At 73.1% G+C, this 19,942-nt stretch carries 15 protein-coding genes; 8 read left to right on the top strand and 7 right to left on the bottom strand.

The window, feature by feature from the left end; translation table 11 throughout:
• Positions 1-35: 35 nt before the first annotated feature.
• Positions 36-491: a cupin domain-containing protein gene (locus NAEX_RS41260; RefSeq protein WP_096332948.1), complete on the bottom strand. Its 456-nt coding sequence runs from the start codon at positions 489-491 to the stop codon at positions 36-38.
• A gap of 71 nt (positions 492-562) precedes the next feature.
• Here NAEX_RS41260 and NAEX_RS41255 point away from each other — a divergent pair, with 71 nt between their 5' ends.
• The 3 genes from NAEX_RS41255 (at position 563) to NAEX_RS41245 (ending at position 5,577) form a co-directional block, all read left to right on the top strand.
• Positions 563-1,360, top strand: a complete 798-nt coding sequence (locus NAEX_RS41255) for a Smr/MutS family protein (protein ID WP_096332947.1) — start codon at positions 563-565, stop codon at positions 1,358-1,360.
• A gap of 338 nt (positions 1,361-1,698) precedes the next feature.
• Positions 1,699-2,499, top strand: coding sequence for a hypothetical protein (locus NAEX_RS41250; RefSeq protein WP_096332946.1), 801 nt, complete (start codon positions 1,699-1,701; stop codon positions 2,497-2,499).
• Positions 2,500-2,694: 195 nt separating this feature from the next.
• On the top strand, positions 2,695-5,577 hold the full coding sequence (locus tag NAEX_RS41245) for a hybrid sensor histidine kinase/response regulator (protein WP_170136442.1): 2,883 nt from the start codon (positions 2,695-2,697) through the stop codon (positions 5,575-5,577).
• 85 nt (positions 5,578-5,662) lie between these two features.
• On the opposite strand, the gene NAEX_RS41240 is transcribed toward NAEX_RS41245, so the two are convergent.
• Together NAEX_RS41240 and NAEX_RS41235 are read right to left on the bottom strand one after the other, a co-directional pair.
• Positions 5,663-6,625: a dienelactone hydrolase family protein gene (locus NAEX_RS41240; RefSeq protein ID WP_143140674.1), complete on the bottom strand. Its 963-nt coding sequence runs from the start codon at positions 6,623-6,625 to the stop codon at positions 5,663-5,665.
• 78 nt (positions 6,626-6,703) lie between these two features.
• On the bottom strand, positions 6,704-7,585 hold the full coding sequence (locus tag NAEX_RS41235; protein WP_096332943.1) for a hypothetical protein: 882 nt from the start codon (positions 7,583-7,585) through the stop codon (positions 6,704-6,706).
• A 116-nt stretch (positions 7,586-7,701) separates the two neighbouring features.
• Between NAEX_RS41235 and NAEX_RS54830 the strand changes: the two genes are divergently transcribed.
• The gene (locus tag NAEX_RS54830; protein WP_420814180.1) at positions 7,702-8,574 is read left to right on the top strand and encodes a phospholipase D-like domain-containing protein; all 873 of its coding nucleotides are present in this window, start codon (positions 7,702-7,704) and stop codon (positions 8,572-8,574) included.
• Here the strand turns inward: NAEX_RS54830 and NAEX_RS41225 are convergent.
• The 4 genes from NAEX_RS41225 to NAEX_RS41210 all read right to left on the bottom strand — a co-directional run bounded on the left by NAEX_RS41225 (position 8,510) and on the right by NAEX_RS41210 (position 13,324).
• Positions 8,510-9,076, bottom strand: a complete 567-nt coding sequence (locus NAEX_RS41225; protein ID WP_096332941.1) for a hypothetical protein — start codon at positions 9,074-9,076, stop codon at positions 8,510-8,512. The two genes, NAEX_RS54830 and NAEX_RS41225, sit on opposite strands and share 65 nt — an antisense overlap.
• A 102-nt stretch (positions 9,077-9,178) precedes the next feature.
• Positions 9,179-9,922: a hypothetical protein gene (locus NAEX_RS41220; RefSeq protein ID WP_143140677.1), complete on the bottom strand. Its 744-nt coding sequence runs from the start codon at positions 9,920-9,922 to the stop codon at positions 9,179-9,181.
• A gap of 401 nt (positions 9,923-10,323) precedes the next feature.
• Positions 10,324-12,132, bottom strand: a complete 1,809-nt coding sequence (locus NAEX_RS41215) for a hypothetical protein (RefSeq protein ID WP_096332939.1) — start codon at positions 12,130-12,132, stop codon at positions 10,324-10,326.
• Positions 12,133-12,376: 244 nt separating this feature from the next.
• Complete coding sequence (locus NAEX_RS41210) at positions 12,377-13,324, bottom strand: NAD(P)-dependent oxidoreductase (RefSeq protein WP_096332938.1); 948 nt, start codon at positions 13,322-13,324, stop codon at positions 12,377-12,379.
• A 116-nt stretch (positions 13,325-13,440) separates the two neighbouring features.
• On the opposite strand from NAEX_RS41210, the gene NAEX_RS41205 reads away from it, so the two are divergent.
• From NAEX_RS41205 to NAEX_RS51525, 4 genes are all read left to right on the top strand, one after another.
• On the top strand, positions 13,441-13,797 hold the full coding sequence (locus tag NAEX_RS41205; protein WP_096332937.1) for a winged helix-turn-helix transcriptional regulator: 357 nt from the start codon (positions 13,441-13,443) through the stop codon (positions 13,795-13,797).
• A gap of 310 nt (positions 13,798-14,107) precedes the next feature.
• Positions 14,108-15,955 carry a CASTOR/POLLUX-related putative ion channel gene (locus tag NAEX_RS41200; protein WP_096332936.1) on the top strand — a complete coding sequence of 616 codons (1,848 nt, stop codon included), beginning with the start codon at positions 14,108-14,110 and terminating at the stop codon, positions 15,953-15,955.
• A gap of 330 nt (positions 15,956-16,285) precedes the next feature.
• Positions 16,286-18,010, top strand: a complete 1,725-nt coding sequence (locus NAEX_RS41195; RefSeq protein WP_096332935.1) for a YncE family protein — start codon at positions 16,286-16,288, stop codon at positions 18,008-18,010.
• Positions 18,011-18,154: 144 nt separating this feature from the next.
• On the top strand, positions 18,155-19,942 hold the full coding sequence (locus tag NAEX_RS51525; RefSeq protein WP_096332934.1) for a YncE family protein: 1,788 nt from the start codon (positions 18,155-18,157) through the stop codon (positions 19,940-19,942).

The raw sequence follows: 19,942 nt of genomic DNA, 5'->3' as shown, positions 1-19,942 counted from the left end.
GGCGGCCCGCGCCCGCGGCCCCGCCAAACTGGCGATCACCTGCGCGGCGGATACGGCGTCCCGTCGCGATGCACGTACCCGTCCGGCGTCGCGCGCAGGTCGACGTCGGGGTACTCGGCCACGTCCTGCTTGTCGTCGGTGCCGACCTCGAGCACCACCGCCACGGCGGTCCCGCGGTTCTGCAGGTGGTGCCCGTCGGCCACCCCATGAGGAAAGCCCGCGCAGTCGCCCGCGCGCAGCACCGTCTCGCCGGCGTCCGTCACCAGCACCACCTCGCCGGCCAGCACGTAGATGAACTCGTCCTCGCGGGTGTGCCAGTGGCGCTGGCTCGACCACGTGCCCGGCTGCAGGTGGAGCAGGTTCACGCCGAACTGCGACAGCCCCGCCGCCGCGCCCAGGCGGACCCGCGTGCGGTCCAGGCACGGCGCGTCGAACGGAGCCGGATAGCCGCTGCCGACCCACGTCGGCGCCTTGTCGATGTCGATCTTCATGCCCGCTTCTAGCACGCCCGCGCCCGCGCGCCTGGCCCTTCGCCGCCGACCGCCCGTACACTGAGCCCGTCATGGCTCCCGGCGAGGCCTTCGCCCACGAACTCGACGCCCTGCTCGCCGCCGCAGGCTGCGAGGACGCGCGCACCGACGACGGCGCCCGCCTCACCGCCGGCACCCTCGACCTCGCCGTCCACCTCCGCGGCGCCCGGCTCACCGTCGACCTGTCCGGCTGGACATACGCCGCCGAGCTCACCGACGACGACGACGGCCGCGACCACGCCGCCCTCGCCCTCGACCTGATCGGCGCCGCCCTGTTCGGCGACCTCCGGATCGTCGGCGAGCGCTGGCCCGGTCGGCCCGGCCGCTTCACCCTCGAGCTCCGCCTCGGCGAGCGCTGGCAGCCCGGCCCCGTCCAGGGCCAGCGCCCGTGGAACCCGTTCGCCCGCGCCAGCGTCACCGTCCACCACGGCGCCCTCCCGCGGCCCGCCGCCTACCGCCCGCGGGCCGTCGCGCCGCTGCCGTGGGCCCCGTGGGCCGGCCGCGCCGGCTTCTTCGGCGCCCTCGCCGATCCCGACCGCGCCGCCGAGCTGCCCGTCGACGGCGAGCTCGACCTCCACAACTTCAGCCCCAGGGACGTGAAGCGCCTCGTGCTCGAGTACCTCGACGTCTGCCTCGCGCGCGGCATCACCGAGGTCCGCATCGTCCACGGCAAGGGCATCGGCGCCCTGCGGCGGACCGTGCATGCCATCCTCGATCGTCACCCTCGCGTCGTCGGCTACCGCCTCGGCGGCCACCGCGGCGGCGGATGGGGCGCCACCGTCGTCGACCTGTCCCCCGGGCCATCTTCGCCCGGCGACCGCGGCGATTGACGTGGACCGCCTCGCGCGCCCGCGTTCGCCGGCGCCGCGCGGCTGCTGCACCACGAACTCCTGCTCGTCCTCTCGCTGCCGTTCGCGATCGACGTCCTGCAGCTGCTCCGCGGCCGGCTCCGCGTCGGCACGACCCGCCGAGCCGCGCCAGTCCGCCGTCGTCGATCGCGTGCGGGCCCGCCACCACGAACGCGCGATCGACCTCGTCCACGTGCAAAGGCGGGCGCTGCTGCTGGCCCTCGCCGCGGAGGCGCCTCCGATCACGACGTCCGTTTGCGCCGCCCCGGTGCATGGACCTTTGCTTGGCTTTCGTCCGGCCGAGGCGATACAGTCTGCGCGTGAGGCCTCGCGTCGCCCGCCTGTCCGTCCTCGTCCTGTGCGGGTGCCTGCGCCCGAACCCCGGCTACGACGGCCCGAACGGCAGCGGCACCGCCGACGCGACGACCACCACCGGCACCACCACCACGACCACCGGCGGCACCACCACCACCGGCGTCCCGACCAGCGGGCCCGGGCCGACCACCGAGGACATCGGCTCGACCCTCGCCCTCACCTCCACCTCCACCTCCGGCTCGAGCACCGCCGCCGAGCAGACCACCGACCCGCCCGGGCCCGTCACCTTGCGCCCGTACGACCCGATCCACTGCGTCGACGGCCCCTTCTGCATGAGCAGCGGCGACCCGGTCTCGGCCAAGATCGAGGCCGTCGAGTGCTTCACCGCCCCGGCGCCGCCGCCCCTGCAGCTGACCCGGGTCGGCTTCCAGATCCGCTTCGCCGTCGGCGAGCCCGCGGCCACGCTCGACGTCCTCCCCTACGACCCCGGCAACCACGCCCCCGTGCTCGCCGTGCTCGACACCCGCGAGCTCGGCCCGATCGCCGACGACATGGCCTACCGCAGCTTCGACCTCGACCCGCCTGTCCTTTTGGACATCCAGGACTTCTGCCTGCGGATCACCGGCGGCGGCCCGAGCTCGACCCTCGTCCTCAACACCGACCACGAGGGGATGGCCCCCGGCGACGGTCTCGTCGCCATCGACGACCCCGGCGACTTCTGCGACACCCCGCTCACCAACTTGCGCGAGTGGTACGACGAGCCGTTCGCCCACTTCTGCCTCGACGTCGACCTCGGCTCGCCCTGACCGTCACCTGCTCCCAAGGCCAGTTGAGCCCGCATGCGGCGGCGCCGCCGCCCTCCTCGCGCGCCCGTCGTCGCCCGGTTCACCCGCGCGCCCGGGCCTCGGCGCCGTCTGCGATGCGCATCTCCAGCCTTTACCGCCTCCGCGTACGCGGGCCCCGCATTGGCCGCGGGGATACCCGCCGGTACAATTCCTGAAATGCGCCACGACCGTCGCCACGATGCTGCCTCCGGGGCCACCGTCGAGCGCGCTCCCTCCCTTGCGACCGTCGGCGAGCTCGAGCGCCTGCTCGATCTGAGCGTCCGCCTGTCCTCCGGCCTCGAGCCGGGCCCGATCCTCGCCGCCATCCTCGCCGAGGCCGCCGCGATCGCCGGCACCGACATGGGCGTGCTGCGCCTCGTCGACGACGGCGCTCGACCCGGCCTCGGCACCAGCCTCGGCCTCGCCCTCGACCCGCTCGCGCCGCTCGGCAGCGTCGCCCTCCTGTGCCTTCAGCGAGGCGCCCCTGTCGTCGTCGTCGACACCGACGACGGCCCGCTCGCGCTCGCGGCCCACGAGGCCGCCCCGGGGCGCGTTCGAGCCCTCCACGCCGCCCCGTTGATCGGTCGCGGCGGCCGGGTCCTCGGCGTCCTCACCCTCTACTTCGCCCGCCCGGGGCAGCTCCCGGACCGCGCCGTCGAGCTCCTCGGCCGCTGCCTCGGGCTCGCGGTCGGGCCGCTCGAGAACGCCTTGCAGCACCGCCGCACCGTGCGGGAGCTCGCCGACAGCCGCGCCGGCGAGGCCGCGCGCGGGGCCGAGGCCGAGCGCCTCTCGCTCGGGCTCAAAGCCGCCGGCGTGTGCGCCTGGGAGTGGAACATCGAGACCGGCGAGATCCTGTGGTCCGACACCATCTTCGAGATGTTGGGCCTGCAGCCCGGCGACCCGACCCCGAACGCCGACGAGTGGTTCTCGCTCATGCACCCCGACGACGTCGCCGAGGTCCGCCGCCACACCGAGGGATCCCTGCGCACCCGCGCCTCGTGCTACGCCGAGTTCCGGATCCGCCGCACCGACGGCACCTACCGGTGGATCGCCGCCAAGGGCGACCGGATGCCGGCCACGAGCCCTCCGGGGCCCGTCCGCTACGTCGGCGCCAACTACGACATCACCGCCCGCCGCGAGGCCGAGGCCGCCCTGCGCGACAGCGAGGAGCGCCAGCGCAAGCTCGCCGACAACCTGCCGTCCGGCTTCATCTACCAGGTCCTCGAGCCGCGCGACGGCGCCCGCCGCTTCGCCTACGTCAGCCGCGGCGTCGAGGCCATCTCGGGGGCCACGCCCGCCGAGATCATGGCCCACCCGAACGGCCTCTACGCCTGGATCGTCCCCGAGGACCTGCCGCTGGTGATGCGCGACGAGGCCGCCGCGTTCCGCTCGCGCGAGCACTTCGACTGTCAGTTCCGGCTCCGCGCCCGCGACGAGGTCCGGTGGTTGCACTGTCGTTCGGCGCCGCGGCCGTTGGCCGACGGCGACACCGCCTGGGACGGCATCGCCCTCGACGTCACCGAGCGCATGCAGGCCGAGGAGGCCCTGCGGGCCAGCGAGGCGCGCTACCGGACCCTCTTCAACTCGATCGACGAGGGCTTCTGCGTCATCGAGGTGCTGTTCGCCGGCGACCGCGCCGTCGACTACCGCTTCCTCGAGGTCAACCCCGCCTTCGAGAAGCACACCGGCGTGCGCGACGCCGCCGGCAAGTCCATGCGCGAGCTGGCCCCGGATCTCGACGCCCACTGGTTCGAGATTTTCGGCCGGGTCGTGCGCACCGGGCGGCCGACGCGGTTCGTCAACGAGGCCCGGGCGCTCGACCAGCGGTGGTTCGACGTCTACGCCTTCAAGCTCGGCGAGGGCGACCGCGTCGCCATCCTGTTCACCGACATCAGCGCGCGCCGGCAGGCCGAGGCCGAGCGCGAGCGCCTGGTCGAGCAGCTGCGCGACGCCGACCGCAAGAAGGACGACTTCCTCGCCCTCCTCGCCCACGAGCTGCGCAACCCGCTGGCCCCGCTCCGCACCGGCCTGCAGGTCATGCGGCTGGCCCGCGGCAACGCCGACGTGATCGAGCGCGCGCAGGCCATGATGGACCGCCAGCTGTCGCACATGGTCCGGCTGATCGACGACCTCATGGACGTCAGCCGGATCAGCCGCAACAAGCTCGAGCTCCGGCGCGAGCGGATCCTGCTCGCCGACGTGATCGGCAGCGCCGTCGAGACCGCGCGGCCGCAGATCGAGGCCGCGGGCCACGACCTGCAGGTCTCGCTGCCGCCCGGGCCGGTCTACCTCGACGCCGACCTCACCCGGCTGGCCCAGGTGTTCAGCAACCTGCTGACCAACAGCGCCAAGTACACCGCGCCCGGCGGGCGGATCCGGCTCGCGGCCGAGCGCCGCGGCGACGAGATCGTCGTCGCCGTGACCGACAACGGCATCGGCATCCCGGCCGACTCGCTGTCCTCGATCTTCGACATGTTCAGCCAGGTCGATCGCAGCCTCGAGCGCAGCGCCGGCGGCCTCGGCGTCGGCCTCGCGCTCGTCAAGGGCCTGGTCGAGATGCACGGCGGCAGCGTCACCGCCGCCAGCGCCGGCGAGGGCCGCGGCAGCACCTTCACCGTGCGGCTCGGGGCGCTCGCCGACCCGTCCCGCCCCCACGCCGCCGACCCGCCCGCGGCCGGGCGCGGCCCGAGCTGCCGCGTCCTCGTCGTCGACGACAACCACGACGGCGCCGGCGCCATGGCGATGATGCTCGAGATGCTCGGCCACGAGGTCCAGACCGCGCACGACGGCGTCGAGGCCGTCGAGGCCGCCGACGCCTTCCGCCCGCAGGTCATTTTCATGGACGTCGGCATGCCGCGCCTCAACGGCCTCGACGCCACCCGCCGGATCCGCGAGCGACCGTGGGGCAAGGACATCGCCGTCATCGCCCTCACCGGCTGGGGCCAGGAGGCCGACCGCGCCCGCTCGAGGGCCGCCGGCTGCGACTGTCACCTCGTCAAGCCGGTCAAGGTCGAGGACCTCGAGCGCCTGCTCGACCAGTACGCCGTCCGCTGCTCCTGACGTGGCCCTTCGAACATGTCCTGATGCGCATGTTCGTTCGATCATGCCCGATCGCGCACGCCCTCGCGGACATGCCATAACCCGGTCAGCTCGTCGGCCCCTGCACGAGCGTCAGCAAGAACGCCAGGGAGTCGACGTCCGCGTCGCGCATCGCGCACAGCTCGCGCAGCGACAGGTCGGCCGCCTCGGTCTCCGTGCACTTCGTCGTCGGGAACGTCAGGTCGCCGGCGCGATCGAAGCTGTGGCCCACGCCCGGGTAGGTGCGCCAGATCAGCTCGTCGGCGGTGCCCGGGTCGGCCCCGTACACGTCCCACGCGTTCGTCACCCGGCGCTGGCAATACCCGCGGTGGTTGTCGGCCTCGCCCATGTGCAGCCGCACCGGGTTGGCCGGCCGCCACCAGCCGTCGATCGGCTGCGAGATCTTGAACCCGTAGCCCATCTGCGACCCGCAGCCGGGGTAGAACGCCGTCGCGGCCGCCCACGGGATCGCCGTCGTGTACGGCGTGTTGCTCGTGCTCGGCGTCGCCGCCATCGCCACCAGCACCGACTGGGCGCCCTGCGACCAGCCGAGCAGCCCGATCCCGCCGGGGTGGACGTCGTACGTGTCGATCAGGTACGCCCGCGCCGCCGCCAGGTCGTCGACCCGCTCGCCGTACGGATCGACCTCGCCCTCGAACGCGTCGCCGCTGCACTGATTCTGGAACTCGACCTCGTCCTCGCCCGGCAGCGTGCGCGTCGTGAAGCTGTCGACCGCCAGCACCACGTAGCCCTGCGCCGCCAGCTCGCGGCCCCACTTCTCGATGTGCCGCTGCGCCACCGCGGTCGACGGGTCGTTCTCCGACCACATCCCCGAGCAGCCGTGCGCCATCACGATCGCCGGCGGGTGCTCCACCGGCGAATCGGGCACATACAGCCGCCCGTCGAGCGACAGCCCCGACTCCAGCGAATCGAACGAGATATTTGTATAGGTGTCGGCCCGAGCCGCTGCCGGTGCGGCGATCCAGAACAGGCCCGTGGTGATGAGTGCGAGGGTAATGCGCGTGTGCATGATGCTCGCCGCGGTGAGCAAGACGCGAGCCCGACCCCGTTGCGCGCCACGAAACCGCAGCGACTTCCGACCCTTGCCTCACCCCGGCGGGCCCGATGAGCCGACGAAACCGCGTGCGCGCGCATCTCCTCGATGCGCGCGCATCGACTCGGCAGCGCCGGCGTGCGCGGGCCCCCTCGGGGCATGCACGAGGACGACGATTTGCAGGCGATCGCCGACGTCCGCGGCCCTTACCCTGTCCGGGCCGGCAACCAGGTGATCCCCTGGATCGACGGCGTCCCGTTCTACCAGCGCCTCGCCGCCGCCGTCCGTGCCGTGTGGGCCGTCGTCTCCTTCATCGAGCCCGGCTTCTGCTTCCCCGACGGCCTCGCCTGGTGGGACCTGCTCGACCGCTGCCGCGCGCGCGGTCTCGACGTGCGGGGGCTGTTCTGGCGCAACCCGCGGTTCTCGAGCACCCGCCACGTCTTCCTCGGCGGCCCGGCCGAGCGTCAGTTCCTCGCCGCGCGCGGAGCGACCTGGGCTGCCCGTTGGGACAGCTCCGCCGAGCCCGATCATTGTCACCACCAGAGGGCCTTCATCGTCGACGCCGGCGAGCCCGACGCGATCGCCTTCGTCGGCGGCATGGTCCTCAGCAATTCCACCCTCGCCCGGCCCGGCCATCACCGCGGTCCGCCCAAGCACGACGCCTTCGTCGAGTTGCGGGGCCCCGTCGTCGCCGACGCCGAGCACAACTTCGTCCAGCGGTGGAACCTCGCCCGCCAGGATCCCGCCGCCCCGCCGTGGCCCGACGACCTGCGGGCCGGCCCGCTGCCCTGGCCCGAGCGCCTCCCGCCCGAATGCGGCGACGTCCGGGTCCAGCTCGCCCGCAGCCTCGCGCCCGGCGACTACCGCGGCCCGACCCCGATCGTCGGCGCCCGCGATTTCGACAGCGCGGCCGGCGAGGCCACCATCCTCGCGCACTACCTCGCCGCCATCGCCGCCGCCCGGCGCACGATCTACATCGAGAACAGCACCCCGGCCAGCACGCCGTCTTGCTCGCCCTCGCCGCCGCCCTGCGCCGGGGCGTCCGCGTCGTCATGGTCGTCCCGGGCGAACCCATGCCCGCCATCGACCGCGCCGCCGCCGAGGTCGCCGCCCTCGCCCGCGACGGCCGCGCGCACGAGCACCGCTACGGCCCGACCTTCACGCAATTGGCCGCCCTCGGCGAGCACCCCGGCTTCACCCTCGCCGCCCTCGCCCGCAGCGACGCGCACGGCCACCGCGAGATCTACACCCACGCCAAGCTGTGCATCGTCGACGGCGCCTGGCCCACTCTCGGCTCCGCCAACCTCGTCGATCTCAGCCTCGACCGGGACCACACCGAGCTCAACGCCGCCTGGTGGGGCCGCGCGCACTGCCTCCCGCTCCTCCTCCAGCTCGTCGCCGAGCACACCGACATCGTCGCCGAAGGCGACCTCGACGCCCTCGACCGCTTCGCCGCCCGCGCCCGCGCCGGCCGCGACAGCCTGCTCCGCGGCGACCCGCTGCCCGCGGCTGCTACGCCCTCGATCCCGCCACCTACGGCCGCCGCCCGCCGCTCACCCGGGGCGCGTGAGCCCATCGCTCTCCGCAATGCCCGATCGGACATTGTCTCGGCGACATGTTCATTTCGACACTGTCGATTCGACATGTCCTTGTCGCCATTCATCGGACCCGGCGCTCGGCCCCGGCCTCGCCTGACCGCGGTCTGCCCCGCGGGTCGGCGCCCCGAGCAACCAGGCCAGGCCGGCGTCGAGCTCGGCGAGTTTGAAGTCGCGGTGGTGGTCCAGGGCCTCGGGCTCGAAACCGGTCGTGGCGGGGACGGGCCGGCCGAGGGCGGCAGCGTCGGATCACGAGCGAACGTTATTACGGTGAGCACCCGCCGTCGGGCGGCTCGTCGAACCCGCAGCCGAGGCCCCCGGAAGCCGTGAGCTCGAGGCTCTCGCCTTCGATCTCGAAGGTGGCGACGACGGGGGGGCTCGGCAGCGCTTCGTCGCCGCAGTCCGAGCCGACGACGCTGCTGTCGAAGGACACGTAAAAGCTCAGCTCCGCGGTCGCCCCTGCAGCGACCGGCAGGTCTTCGGCGACGACCGCGAGAGCGTCGGAGGTCCACCAGTCCGTGAAGCTCACGGAGGTCAGCATCGCAGCGTCGATCGGCCGATCGTCCGGGGCGGTGACGCGGACGCGGAGGTGGACGTGGGTCCGGACGCTGCACCCGTAGATCGACTCGAGATGGGCGCCGACCAATTCCGCCGAGAAGGGCTGCTCGACCGACCCGGTGGTGGGCTCGGTCGTCGCCGGGGCGCCCGAGCTGTCGCCCGTGTCCGAGTCGGTCGCGCCGGTGGTCACGTCGCGGCTGGGTGCGCACCCGGCCAGGGCGACGGCGAGACAGAGGCCGAAGCGAGCCGAGGAGCGTCGATAAGCCGTGAGCATCCGGAGATGCTATACGGAGTCTGGCTCGCGAGCACTGGCGGGTTCGCAGCGGCTCCTCGCCTGGCCTGGCGCCTCGGGTCGAGGCACCGCGTCACAGGGACCTCACCGCAGCGATTCCGCGACCAGCGACGACAGCGCCGTGCGCGTCTTCGGCTCCGGCGTCTCGCTGACCGCGATCCCGAGCTCCGCGAGGAACCCCGAGAACCCCGCCGAAGCCGAGGCAGCGGCCGCCGGATCGGCCTTGATCGACAGCTCGAGCAGCGAGCCCCCGTCCGGCATCCGCCACGCCTCCGCGCACACGCGGTGCGGCAGCCCCGGGTGGCGCACCTGCCAGCGGCGCGCGTGCACCGGCCCGAGCGACAGCAGCTCCGACAGCTCGATCGGCTCCGGCGCCAGCGCGCGCAGGAACGCCTCCTGCGCCTGCGAGAACAGCTTGGCGACCGCCCGCTCCCCGCGGGCGACCGCGTCGATCTCGTCGCGTCCCTGGCGGACCGTGAACGACGCCGAGCGGATCACCGTCGTCCCGACGATGTCGGCCTCGAGCTTGAACCCGGGCACCCCGCGCCAGCGCTCGACCCGGCTCGGGTCGACCGGGCGGATCTTCACCGTCGAGTCGTCCGGCTCGCCCACCGTCGCGCGCGCCCGCAGCACCACCCCGCAGCGGTGCAGGTCGAGCCCGGGCGTGTCGTAGAAGAACAGGCGCCGCCACAGCGCCTCCTGCGGCCGCAGCTGGAGCACCGCCAGCGCGCGCGCGTGGGCGTGCGCCGCCACCGTCTGCTTGACCTCGACCGCCTCGATCCCCGCGGTCGCCCGCGCCATCGTCCCTGGAGCTGCGTCGAATCGCATCCCCACACCGTGGCCCGGCGGCGCCCCCGCGATTGCGACCCCGATCACCACCGCCGCTCGCTCGCCGACCGGGCCGTCGCGATTGGCATGACATGTCCTTTCGAACATATCCTGGGTGGGCCCGCGATCCATCTGCGCGCGCACCGCAGCGCCCGCGCGCGTGACCGCGCCGCCGCGAATGCGGCCTCGCGCGCGACGCGAGGACTCCCGCGAGCATCACCGCGCGGGAGACAACCGCATCGTGACAGCGCCATTCGCCCGCTCCGTCGCGATCGCGCATGCGGGCGCGAGGCCGCGATCGCGGCCATGCCGGCATCACCGCACGCGAGGCCGCCGCATCGTGACAGCGCCACGCGCCCGCCCCGTCGCGACCGCGCCCGCGGTCGCGCGCGGGCCCGGCCTCACCGCTGCATGCCCGGCTTCACCGCACCCGGCTTCACGCTCGGCGTCTGGCTCGGGTTCAGCTTGCTCGCGCGGGCCGTGTTGACCTGCTGGACCAGATCCTTGCCGAAGTTCGTCTTGGCGAACGCGTCGCCGTTCGTGATCTCGATGACGTGCTCCGACCCCGGCTTGCGGACGATCCCGCATTGCGGGCACTTCGAGGGGTCGAGCATGTCCTTCAGCTCCTTGAGCTTGCTCGGCGCCACGCCCTTCCCGCCGCCGCCGCCGCCGCACTTGCCGGCGCCGCCGAGGATCACCTGCCCGTTGCCGCCTTCGAGCGGCAGCGGGGCGAGCAGCTCGTTGAACACCAGGCTCTTGCCGGCCGCGGTGACCTCGAGGAAGCGGTCCTTCGCCGCCACGTGGTGGGCCGCCACCGCCCCGCCGGTCTCGAGCTCGACCACCGCCGCGTCGGGCAGCCCGGCGATCTCGAACTTGCACGCGTACCAGTCCGCCTCGGCGACCAGGTTGCCCTTCCACGTCAGCGACCCCGAAGGCTTCCACGACGGCAGGCTCTGCGCCGTCGCCCCGAGCACCGTGCGGGGGCTCGCGCCGAGGTACACCTGGCGCGCGATGCCGTCGGCCCCGAGCACCGCCGAGCACGCCTGCCCGACCTTCGCCTGCAGGTCCTGGTTCGCGTCCACCAGGCCCAGCGGGATCGTCGCGCCCTTGAGCGGCCCGCCGTGGACCTTCGCGTACTCGCAGGTCTTCTTCGGCAAGCGCACCGACCCGTGGATCTTCCCGCCCGCCGGCGCCCCGGTCATGCGGACGAGCGCCGACGCTGCGAACCCGCCGTCGGGCGTCACCGTGTGCAGCTCGATCGACGCCCCGAGCTTCCCGAGCAGCTGCCCGACCGACTTGCCCGTCCCCTTGATCGGCTTGTTCAGCAGCTTGTCCTTGATGTCGTGGACCTGCTGGACGTACGGCTCGATGTAGTCGTTGACCATGTCCTCGAGCCCGCGCGTCGCCTCGGCGAGCAGCTGCTCGGTGCGGTCGTAGAACACCTGGCTGACCCGCTGCTCGGCGACGTCGGCCGCCTCGTCGCCGAGGATCGCCAGCAGCGGCCCGAGGATCGGCCCGCCGACCAGGAGCCCGACCGGCGACAGGCCGATGATCGTGCCCCACTTCATGCCCAGGCCCACCGCCGTGCCGTTGAGCTCGAGGTCGATGTTCTTGTCGTCGAGGGTGAACTCGAGCTGGACCGGCTTCGGGTCGATCTTCGGCCACAACCCGAACTCGACCGACGCCTTCACGCCGACGACCACGAACACGTCGACCGGCACGTCGACGCTGTCGAACCACGTCTCCGCGTGGACATCGGCGTGGACCGACACCTTCGCCTGGGTGCTCAGCTCGACCTTGACCCGCGCGTCGCCCGACGGCCCGATCTTCGTCACCACCGGCTGGTTCTTCTTCGTGAACTTGAAGGTCGGCTGGATCCGGATGCTCCACGTCACATCGGGGCACGGATCGGTGCACACCACCGTGTCGCCGATCTTGTTCGGCACCAGTTCGTCGAGCTTGTCGTCGATCAGCTCCTCGAGCGGGTCGTAGGGGATCTCGAAGCTCTGGTCGAACAGCGCCGCGCCGTAGTGCTCGAGCGAGTCGAGGCGGGTCGCCAGGGGGTTGTGGAAGTCGACCGGGGCCTGTACGTGGATCCGGACCTGCTTGCCGGCCGCGGCCGCGTCGGCGGGCGCCAGGGCGAAGAGGCCGGAGACCGCGAGCGCAGCGGCGCCGGGCAGGACGAACGATGGACGGGTCGAATTGCGCATACGGTGTTCCTCTCGACATCGGCCGCGAAGCACGAGATCTTGGGCGTCCGCGTCCGCGCACGCGCCCCGTGATCTTCGCCGATTAAAACACCAGTGATCGGCGGCCCTCGGCCAATTGCGCCGCGACTCGTATGTTGACGCACGCGCGCGATCGGGGGCAGCGGGCACCGCGGGCATTCCCGCCCCCTCCGCGGGCGCCCGCGGCCGCGCCCCCTCGCGCGCACGCGCCTCGCGGCGAATGTCATCACATGTCCTGAAGGTCATTCACCGCAGCGTCGCCCCACCCCGCGGCATCGCTCCGCGCCGCGCGACTCGCCGCTCCGCCGGCCTTGCGCAGCACCTTGACGAGCGCCGCGTGCTCCTCCGCCCCGTAACCGGCCGCGATCGCCCGCCGGAACAGGCTCGCCGCGAACCGCGGCACCTCGGCGTCGATCCCCGCCTCCTCCGCGTGCTGCACCAGCCGCGCCACGTCGCCGCCCGCCGTCGCCAGCGTGCTCTCCGGGCGGTCGAACCGGCCGGTGGCGATGACCTCGCCCATGTGCCTCGCGTCCTCCGCCAGCGCGCCCGCCAGGCCCGCCAGCACCTCGCCGAAGCCGGCCACGCCGAGGCCCTCGGCCTCGCAGATGCGGGCGCCGTGACAGATGCCGATCCAGCGCATCGCCAGGTACGCCAGCACCGCGGCGAACAGCGCCGCCGACGAGCCGAGCTCGGCGCCCATCGGCGTCAGGCCGCCGGCGAGGCAGCGCAGGGCCACCTCCGCGCGCGCCAGCGCCGGCGCTTCGCCCGACACCAGGATGACCGCCGACGGCCCGCCGATCTGCCGCGGCCACGCCAGGATCGCCCCGTCCACGTAATCGGCGCCGCGCGCCCGGGCCCACGCGCCGAGCTCGCGCGCCTCCTTCGGCGTGCCGGTGCTCAGCTGGACCAGCACGCGGCCCGCCAGCGCCTCCGCGACCGCGGGGGTTTGCAGCAGCTCGCGCGTCGCCGCATAGTTCGACACGCAGACGATGACGATCGGGCTCGCCGACACCGCCGCGGCCGCGCTCGCGGCGAGCGTGGCCCCCTCCTCCACCAGCGCCTCCGCCTTCGCCGTCGTGCGGTTCCAGACCGTCACCGAGAATCCGCCGCGCAGCAGCGCCCGCGCCAGCGCGGAGCCCATCTCACCCGAACCGATGATCGTCGTATCGCCCATGTCCATCCTTTCGTCGCAGCCGGTGCGACGGGGACAACATGCGCGCCGCGATCGACCGCGACAAGTACTTACAATTACGTAAGTGGTCCTGCGAATCGGACCCCGAGGAAGCACGCATGACAAAGACGACGCGAGGCGAGACCTGCGGGCTCGGCGCGGCCCTCGACATCATCGGCGGCAAGTGGAAGCCGGCGATCCTCTGGCAATTGCACGCGCGGCCGCTCCGCTTCGGCGAGCTGCGGCGGCTCGTGCCCGGCATCAGCGAGAAGATTCTGTTCGAGCAGCTGCGCCAGCTCGAGGACGACGGCGTCGTGCATCGCGAGGCGCACCCCGAGGTCCCGCCGCGCGTCGAGTACTCGCTGACGCCCGCCGGCGCCGCCCTCAACGCGGCCGTCCACGCGCTCGCCGAGTGGGGCACCCGCCACGGCCGGCCGGCGCGGGCCGAGGCGGCCGAGGGCGCGGCGCGGCGCTGACCCGTCCTCGCGGCTCGACCCTCCCGCGTGCGGGTCGCCGCTCCCCCGGCGAACTCTGCCTTGGTGGACTCGCGCCCGCGCTGCCGCCACGCGTGCACGTACACGCGGCGCGAGCACCCGCCGCCTCGCCTCGCAGCGTTTGCACCGGTCCCTCGTGCACCGATCACCTGTCGCCACGGACAGGATCACCGTCCCCCGGCGCGCCGCCGAAAGATCGCCGCGGCGTGCGCCTGCCGTTGTGATAGAACGCGCCGCGACCGTGCCACGCGCGACATTGAGGCAGAGGCTGCGCTATCGATTCGACAACGCCATGGCGCGCGGGGTCGGCTCGCAGATCGCCATGCTGGCGATCGTCACCCTGATCCTGATCCTCGTCACCTCGACCCTGCTCACCCTCACCGGGCTCAGCCCGCAGGGCAGCGACGGACAGCCGGTCTCGTTCGGGCGGCTCGTGTGGCTCGGGCTGATGCACGCCATCGATCCCGGGGCCGTCGGCAGCGACGTCGGCTCGTGGAGCTTCCTCTTCATCATGCTCGCCGTCTCGTTCGGCGGCATCTTCGTGTTCTCGGCCCTGATCGGCGTCCTGACCGGCGGCTTCGGCGAGATCCTCGATCGCCTGCGCAAGGGTCGGAGCGTCGTCATCGAGCGCGACCACACCGTCATCCTCGGCTGGACCGGCAAGATCCACGCCCTCCTCGCCGAGCTCGCCGAGGCGAACGCCAACCGCCCGGGCGCCTCCGTGGTCATCCTCGCCGAGCACGACAAGGTCGCCATGGACGACGAGCTGCGCAGCGTCCTCGGCGACGTGCCGATGCGGGTCGTCACGCGCACCGGCAGCCCGCTGGTGCGGCGCGACCTCGACCTCGTCAACCTCGGCGAGGCGCGCTCGGTCATCGTCATGTCGCCGGACGGGCCCGAGGCCGACACCGTCGTCCTCAAGACCTTGCTCGCGGTCGCCAAGGCCGGCGACAAGGCCGGCAAGCAGCCGCACGTGGTCGCCGAGATCAAGAGCGAGAAGACCCTCTCGGTCGCGCGCATGGTCGTCGGCGACGCCGCCGGCCTGATCCTCACCCCGCCGCTGGTCAGCCGCGTGCTCGTGCAGACCGGGCGGCAGTCGGGGCTCTCGGTCGTCTACACCGAGCTCCTGTCGTTCAGCGGCGACGAGCTCTACATCCAGCCCCAGCCGCAGCTGGTCGGCAAGACCTTCCGCGAGGCCCTGTTCGCCTACGAGGACAGCGCGCTGGTCGGCATCTACACGGCCGCGGGCGAGCGGCTGATGCCGCCGCCGCTTCACCGCCGGTTCGAGCCCGGCGATCAGGTCATCGCCATCAGCCGCGACGACGACACCGTGGTCGCCAACGGCCGGCCGACCCCGGTCGCCGACGACGTGCTCGCGCCGCTGCACCCGCACGCCACCCCGAAGCCGGAGCGGACCCTCGTGCTCGGCGAGAGCCAGCTCCTCCCGCTCGTGCTGCGCGAGCTCGACGCCTACGTCGCCCCCGGCTCGACCGTCCTCGTCGTCGGCGAGGCGCGGCACCTCGAGGCCCGGCTCGGCGGCGACGAGCTCGAGCACATGCAGGTGCAGGTGCGGGTCGGTGACGTCACCGACCGCGCCGTCCTCGACGGCCTCGACGTCGCCGGCTTCGACAACATCCTCGTGCTCGCCGAGACCGAGGGCCGCACGCAGGAGATGACCGACTCGCGGACCATGATCACCCTCCTGCACCTGCGCGACATCCTGCGCCGCCAGGGCAAGTCGGTCCCGATCACCAGCGAGATGCTCGACGGTCAGAACCGCGACCTCGCCGCCGTCACCGAGGCCGACGACTTCATCATCAGCAACACCCTCGTCTCGCTGGTCGTCTCGCAGATCAGCGAAAACCAGCGGATCGCCGCCGTGCTCGACGACCTGCTGTCGCCCGAGGGCCACGAGATCTACCTCAAGCCGGCCCGCGACTACGTCCAGCCCGGCGCCGACATCGACTTCTACGCCGTCGTCGAGGCCGCCGCCCGGCGCGGCGAGATCGCCCTCGGCTACCGCCTCGCCGCCCGCGCCCACGACCCGGAGCACGCCTACGGCGTCGTCCTCAACCCGCGCAAGTCGGAGCGGATCCGCCTCGGCGCCGGCGATCGCGTGGTCGTCCTCGCCGAGCACTGAGCCTGTCTCGAAAGGCATGTCCCATCGAGCATGCCCTTTCGAGCATGCCTCCTTCGACATGTCCCGCAGGCACCGCGGCCCGCAGCCCCCGTCCTGTCGCGCGCCGCGACGCCGCCCGTCCCTGACCGAGACCCGTCCGGCCGGAGCGCCGCCCCGCTCCGCGGACGCCTGCTCGCCGGCCGCTGGCGCGAGCTCCGGCCGGCTTGCCGCCGTCCGCCGTTCCGGCGCGGCCCTGCGCGCCTCGGCGGCCTCGCTTGCTGGCCCCTCGGCCCCGGGCTAGCATCGAGGCTCCTTTCCTTTTCTTTGCCTTGACCTGACTGGAACTCGCTTATGAAGCCTCTGCGACCTTCGTGGACGCTGCCCCTGGGCCTCGCCTCGTCTCTCGCCGGCTGCTCCGCCTCCTACGAGGGGGCCGGCGACGGCTTCCTCAGCGCCACCGAGGGCGGCTGGACCAGCGGGGCCAGCAACGGCGTCGGCACCGACGCCACCACCGCCGGCGAGCCGCCGCCGCCCGAGACCGAGGACGACGGTGATTTCCGCGTCCCCCGGGCCAGCGGCAAGTACGTCTACAGCGCCAGCGAGTCGACCGACTCGGTCGCCGTCATCGACACTTCCAACCTCGTGATCGACGTCGTCGAGGTCGGCCAGGGCCCCACGGTCGTCGAACCGATCCCCGGCCAGGCGAGCGACGCCGGCAGCGTCGTCGTCCTCGATCAGGGCAGCAACGACGTCGCCGTCCTCCGCACCAGCGAGGCCGGCGTCACCACCGTCACCATTCACCCCGTCACCCCCGGCGCCAACAACCTCGCCGTCTCGCCCGGCGGCAACTACGTGTTCGTCTACCACGACGTCGACGGCCCCGAGCAGCAGGGCCCCGGCAGCGACCAGGAGCTCACCGTCCTCGACCTCGCGACCGGCGTCGCCCACCGCATGACCGTCGGCGCCCACCCGCGCGACGTCGTGTTCGCCCCCGACGAGAGCACCGCCTGGATCGTCACCGCCGCCGGCGTCAACGTCGTCTCGTTCGCCGCCCTCGGCGACGTCGGCAAGCCGCCGCTGCTCCCCGTCGTCGCCGATCCGGGCGTCGATCCGGCGCGCGTCGAGGTCCACATCGTCGCCGCCGAAAGCCTCGCCCTCGCGCGCGTCGACGGCGAGTCGTGGCTGGCGATCACCCAGCTCCCCGGCGGCGAGCTCACCGTCCTCGACCTCCCCGGCGTGCCCACCGACCTCGACGTCGCCCCTGCCGGCGACTTCGCCGTCCTCACCCTCCCGGGCGCCGGCGGCAGCACCGTCCTCGAGGTCCCGCTCCCGCTCGGCCCCGGCATGTTCGTGCCGCACGACGTCCCGGGCGAGTACGTCGGCCTCGCCAGCGTCGCCGCCGACGGCGACACCATGCTGCTCTACACCACCGTCAACCCGTTCGCGCGCACCGAGGGTTCTGCCTCCGACCTCCCGCTCGTCGGCGACCACGCCGTGTTCGCCGCGAGCACCGGCGACACCGACACCACGACCACCACCGGCGGCGACGACGACGGCGGCCTGCAGCCCGACCCGCGTCAGCGGATCACCCTCGCGCGGCGCGACGGCGACGCCTGGGACCTCGTCACCCTGTTCGTAGAAGTCCCGCTGGTCAGCGTCGGCCTCGCGCCCGACAGCCGCAGCGCGATCCTCGTCCACGACGCCGATCCGGCCGCCCCCGCGGCCGCCTGGTCGTACAGCCTGTTCGACCTCACCCCGGCCTTCCCGCTGCTCAAGCGGCAGACCACCCTCGCCCCGCCCGGCCCGATCCTCTTCACCCCCGAGGGCGACCGCGCCGCCGTCCTGCTGCGCGACGACCTCGCCGACCTGCGCAAGGTCGACCTCGTCAACCTCGACAACTTCATCGTCCGGCCGCTGCTGCTCGGCTCCCCGCCCGAGGGCGCCGGCTACGTCGACCCGACGCGGAAGGTGTTCGTCTCGCAGGCCCACCCGACCGGCCGGATCACCTTCATCGGCCCCGACGGCGACGTCCAGACCGTCACCGGCTACGTCCTCAACGACTCGGTCAAGGACTGACCTGCGCAGCCTCGCCCGCTCGCGTCGCGGCGGCACGAAAATTTCGTCGCCCGCAATTTCTCCGCCGTCCCCGGTTACTCCACCGGCGGCCCCTCGCGCGAGCCCGTCTCGCGCGCCGCCTCGAACCTCCTGGAGATTCGCCCGATGCCCCGGCACCCCGTCTCGATGTGGCCCGTCTGTCTCAGCCTCCTCGTCGCCTGCGGCAACGACGGCAGTTCCAGCGGCTACTACACCGACAGCTACGGCCCCGGCATCACCGGACCCGGCGGCACCGACGGCGGCGGCACCGGCGGCACCGACGGCGCGCCGACGACCGGCGACCCGCCGCCCGAGACCGAGGACGAGGGCGACTTCCGCGTCCCCAGGGCCAGCGGCAAGTACGTCTACAGCGCCAGCCAGACGACCGACTCCGTCGCCGTCATCGACACCGCCAACCTCGTCATCGACGTCGTCGAGGTCGGCCAGGGCCCCACCGTCGTCCAGCCGGTCCCCGGGCAGGCGGGCGACGCCGGCAGCGTCGTCGTCCTCGATCAGGGCAGCCATGACGTCGCCGTCCTCCGCACCAGCGAGGCCGGCGCCACCACCGTCAGCATTCACCCCGTCACCCCCGGCGCCAACAACCTCGCCGTCTCGCCCGGCGGCAACTTCGTGTTCGTCTACCACGACGTCGACGGCCCCGAGCAGCTCGGCGCCGGCAGCGACCAGGAGCTCTCCGTCCTCGACGTCGCCACCGGCACCGCCTACGAGATGACCGTCGGCGCCCACCCGCGCGAGGTCGTGTTCGCGCCCGACGACAGCACCGCGTACGTCATCACCGCCGCCGGCGTCAACGTCATCCCGTTCGCCACTCTCGGCGCCATCGGCAAGCCGCCGCTCCTCCCCGTCGTCCAGGACCCGGGCATCGATCCGGCCACGCTCGAGGTCCAGATCGTCGCCGGCCTCGGCATCGCCCTCGCGCGCGTCGACGGCGAGCCGTGGCTCGCCGTCACCCAGCTCCCCGGCGGCGAGCTCACCGTCCTCGACCTCCCCGGCGTGCCGACCGACCTCGACGTCTCGAGCTCCGGCGCGTTCGCCGTCCTGACCCTCCCGGGCCCCGGCGGCAGCCGCTTCCTCGAGGTCCCGCTCCCGCTCGGCCCCGGCGAGTTCGAGGAGCACGCCGTCCCCGGCGAGTACGTCGGCCTCGCCAGCGTCGCCGCCGACGGCGACACCATGCTGCTCTACACCACCGTCGACCCGTTCGCGCGCACCGAGGCGCCGGCCCCCGCCCTCCCGCTGAACGACGACCACGCCGTCTACGCCTCCTCGTCGTCCTCGTCCACCTCGACCACCGGCGACGACTCGACCGCCAGCGGCACCGGCGACGACTCCACCACCGGCACCACCACCACCACCACGACCGGCGACGACGGCCCGCCGCTGCCCGACCCCCGCCAGCGGATCACCCTCGCGCGGCGCGACGGCGCCGGCTGGGACCTCGTCACCCTGTTCGTCGAGGTCCCCGTCGTCAGCGTCGGCATCGCCCCCGACAGCCGCAACGCCATCCTCGTCCACGGCGCCGATCCGGGCGCCGACCCGGCCACCGCCTTCTCCTACAGCCTGTTCGACCTCACCCCCGCCTTCCCGCTGCTCAAGCGGCAGAACACCGAGGCCGCCCCGGGGCCCGTGCTGTTCACCCCCGACGGCGGGCGCGCGGCCGTGCTGCTGCGCGACGACCTCGCCGGCGTGCGCAAGGTCGACCTCGTCGACCTCGGCAACTTCATCGTCGAGCCGCTGCTGCTCGGGTCGCCGCCCGAGGGCGCCGGCTACGTCGAGCCGACCGAGAAGATCTTCGTCTCGCAGCAGCACCCCACCGGCCGGATCACCTTCGTCGACCCGCAGGGCGACGTCCAGACCGTCACCGGCTACGTCCTCAACGACTCGGTGAAGGATTGA

It is taken from the genome of Nannocystis exedens, assembly GCF_002343915.1.
Classification (GTDB): domain Bacteria; phylum Myxococcota_A; class Polyangia; order Nannocystales; family Nannocystaceae; genus Nannocystis; species Nannocystis exedens.
The sequence above is the reverse complement of the archived record's forward strand: the minus strand, read 5'-3'. Positions and strand labels throughout refer to the sequence as shown.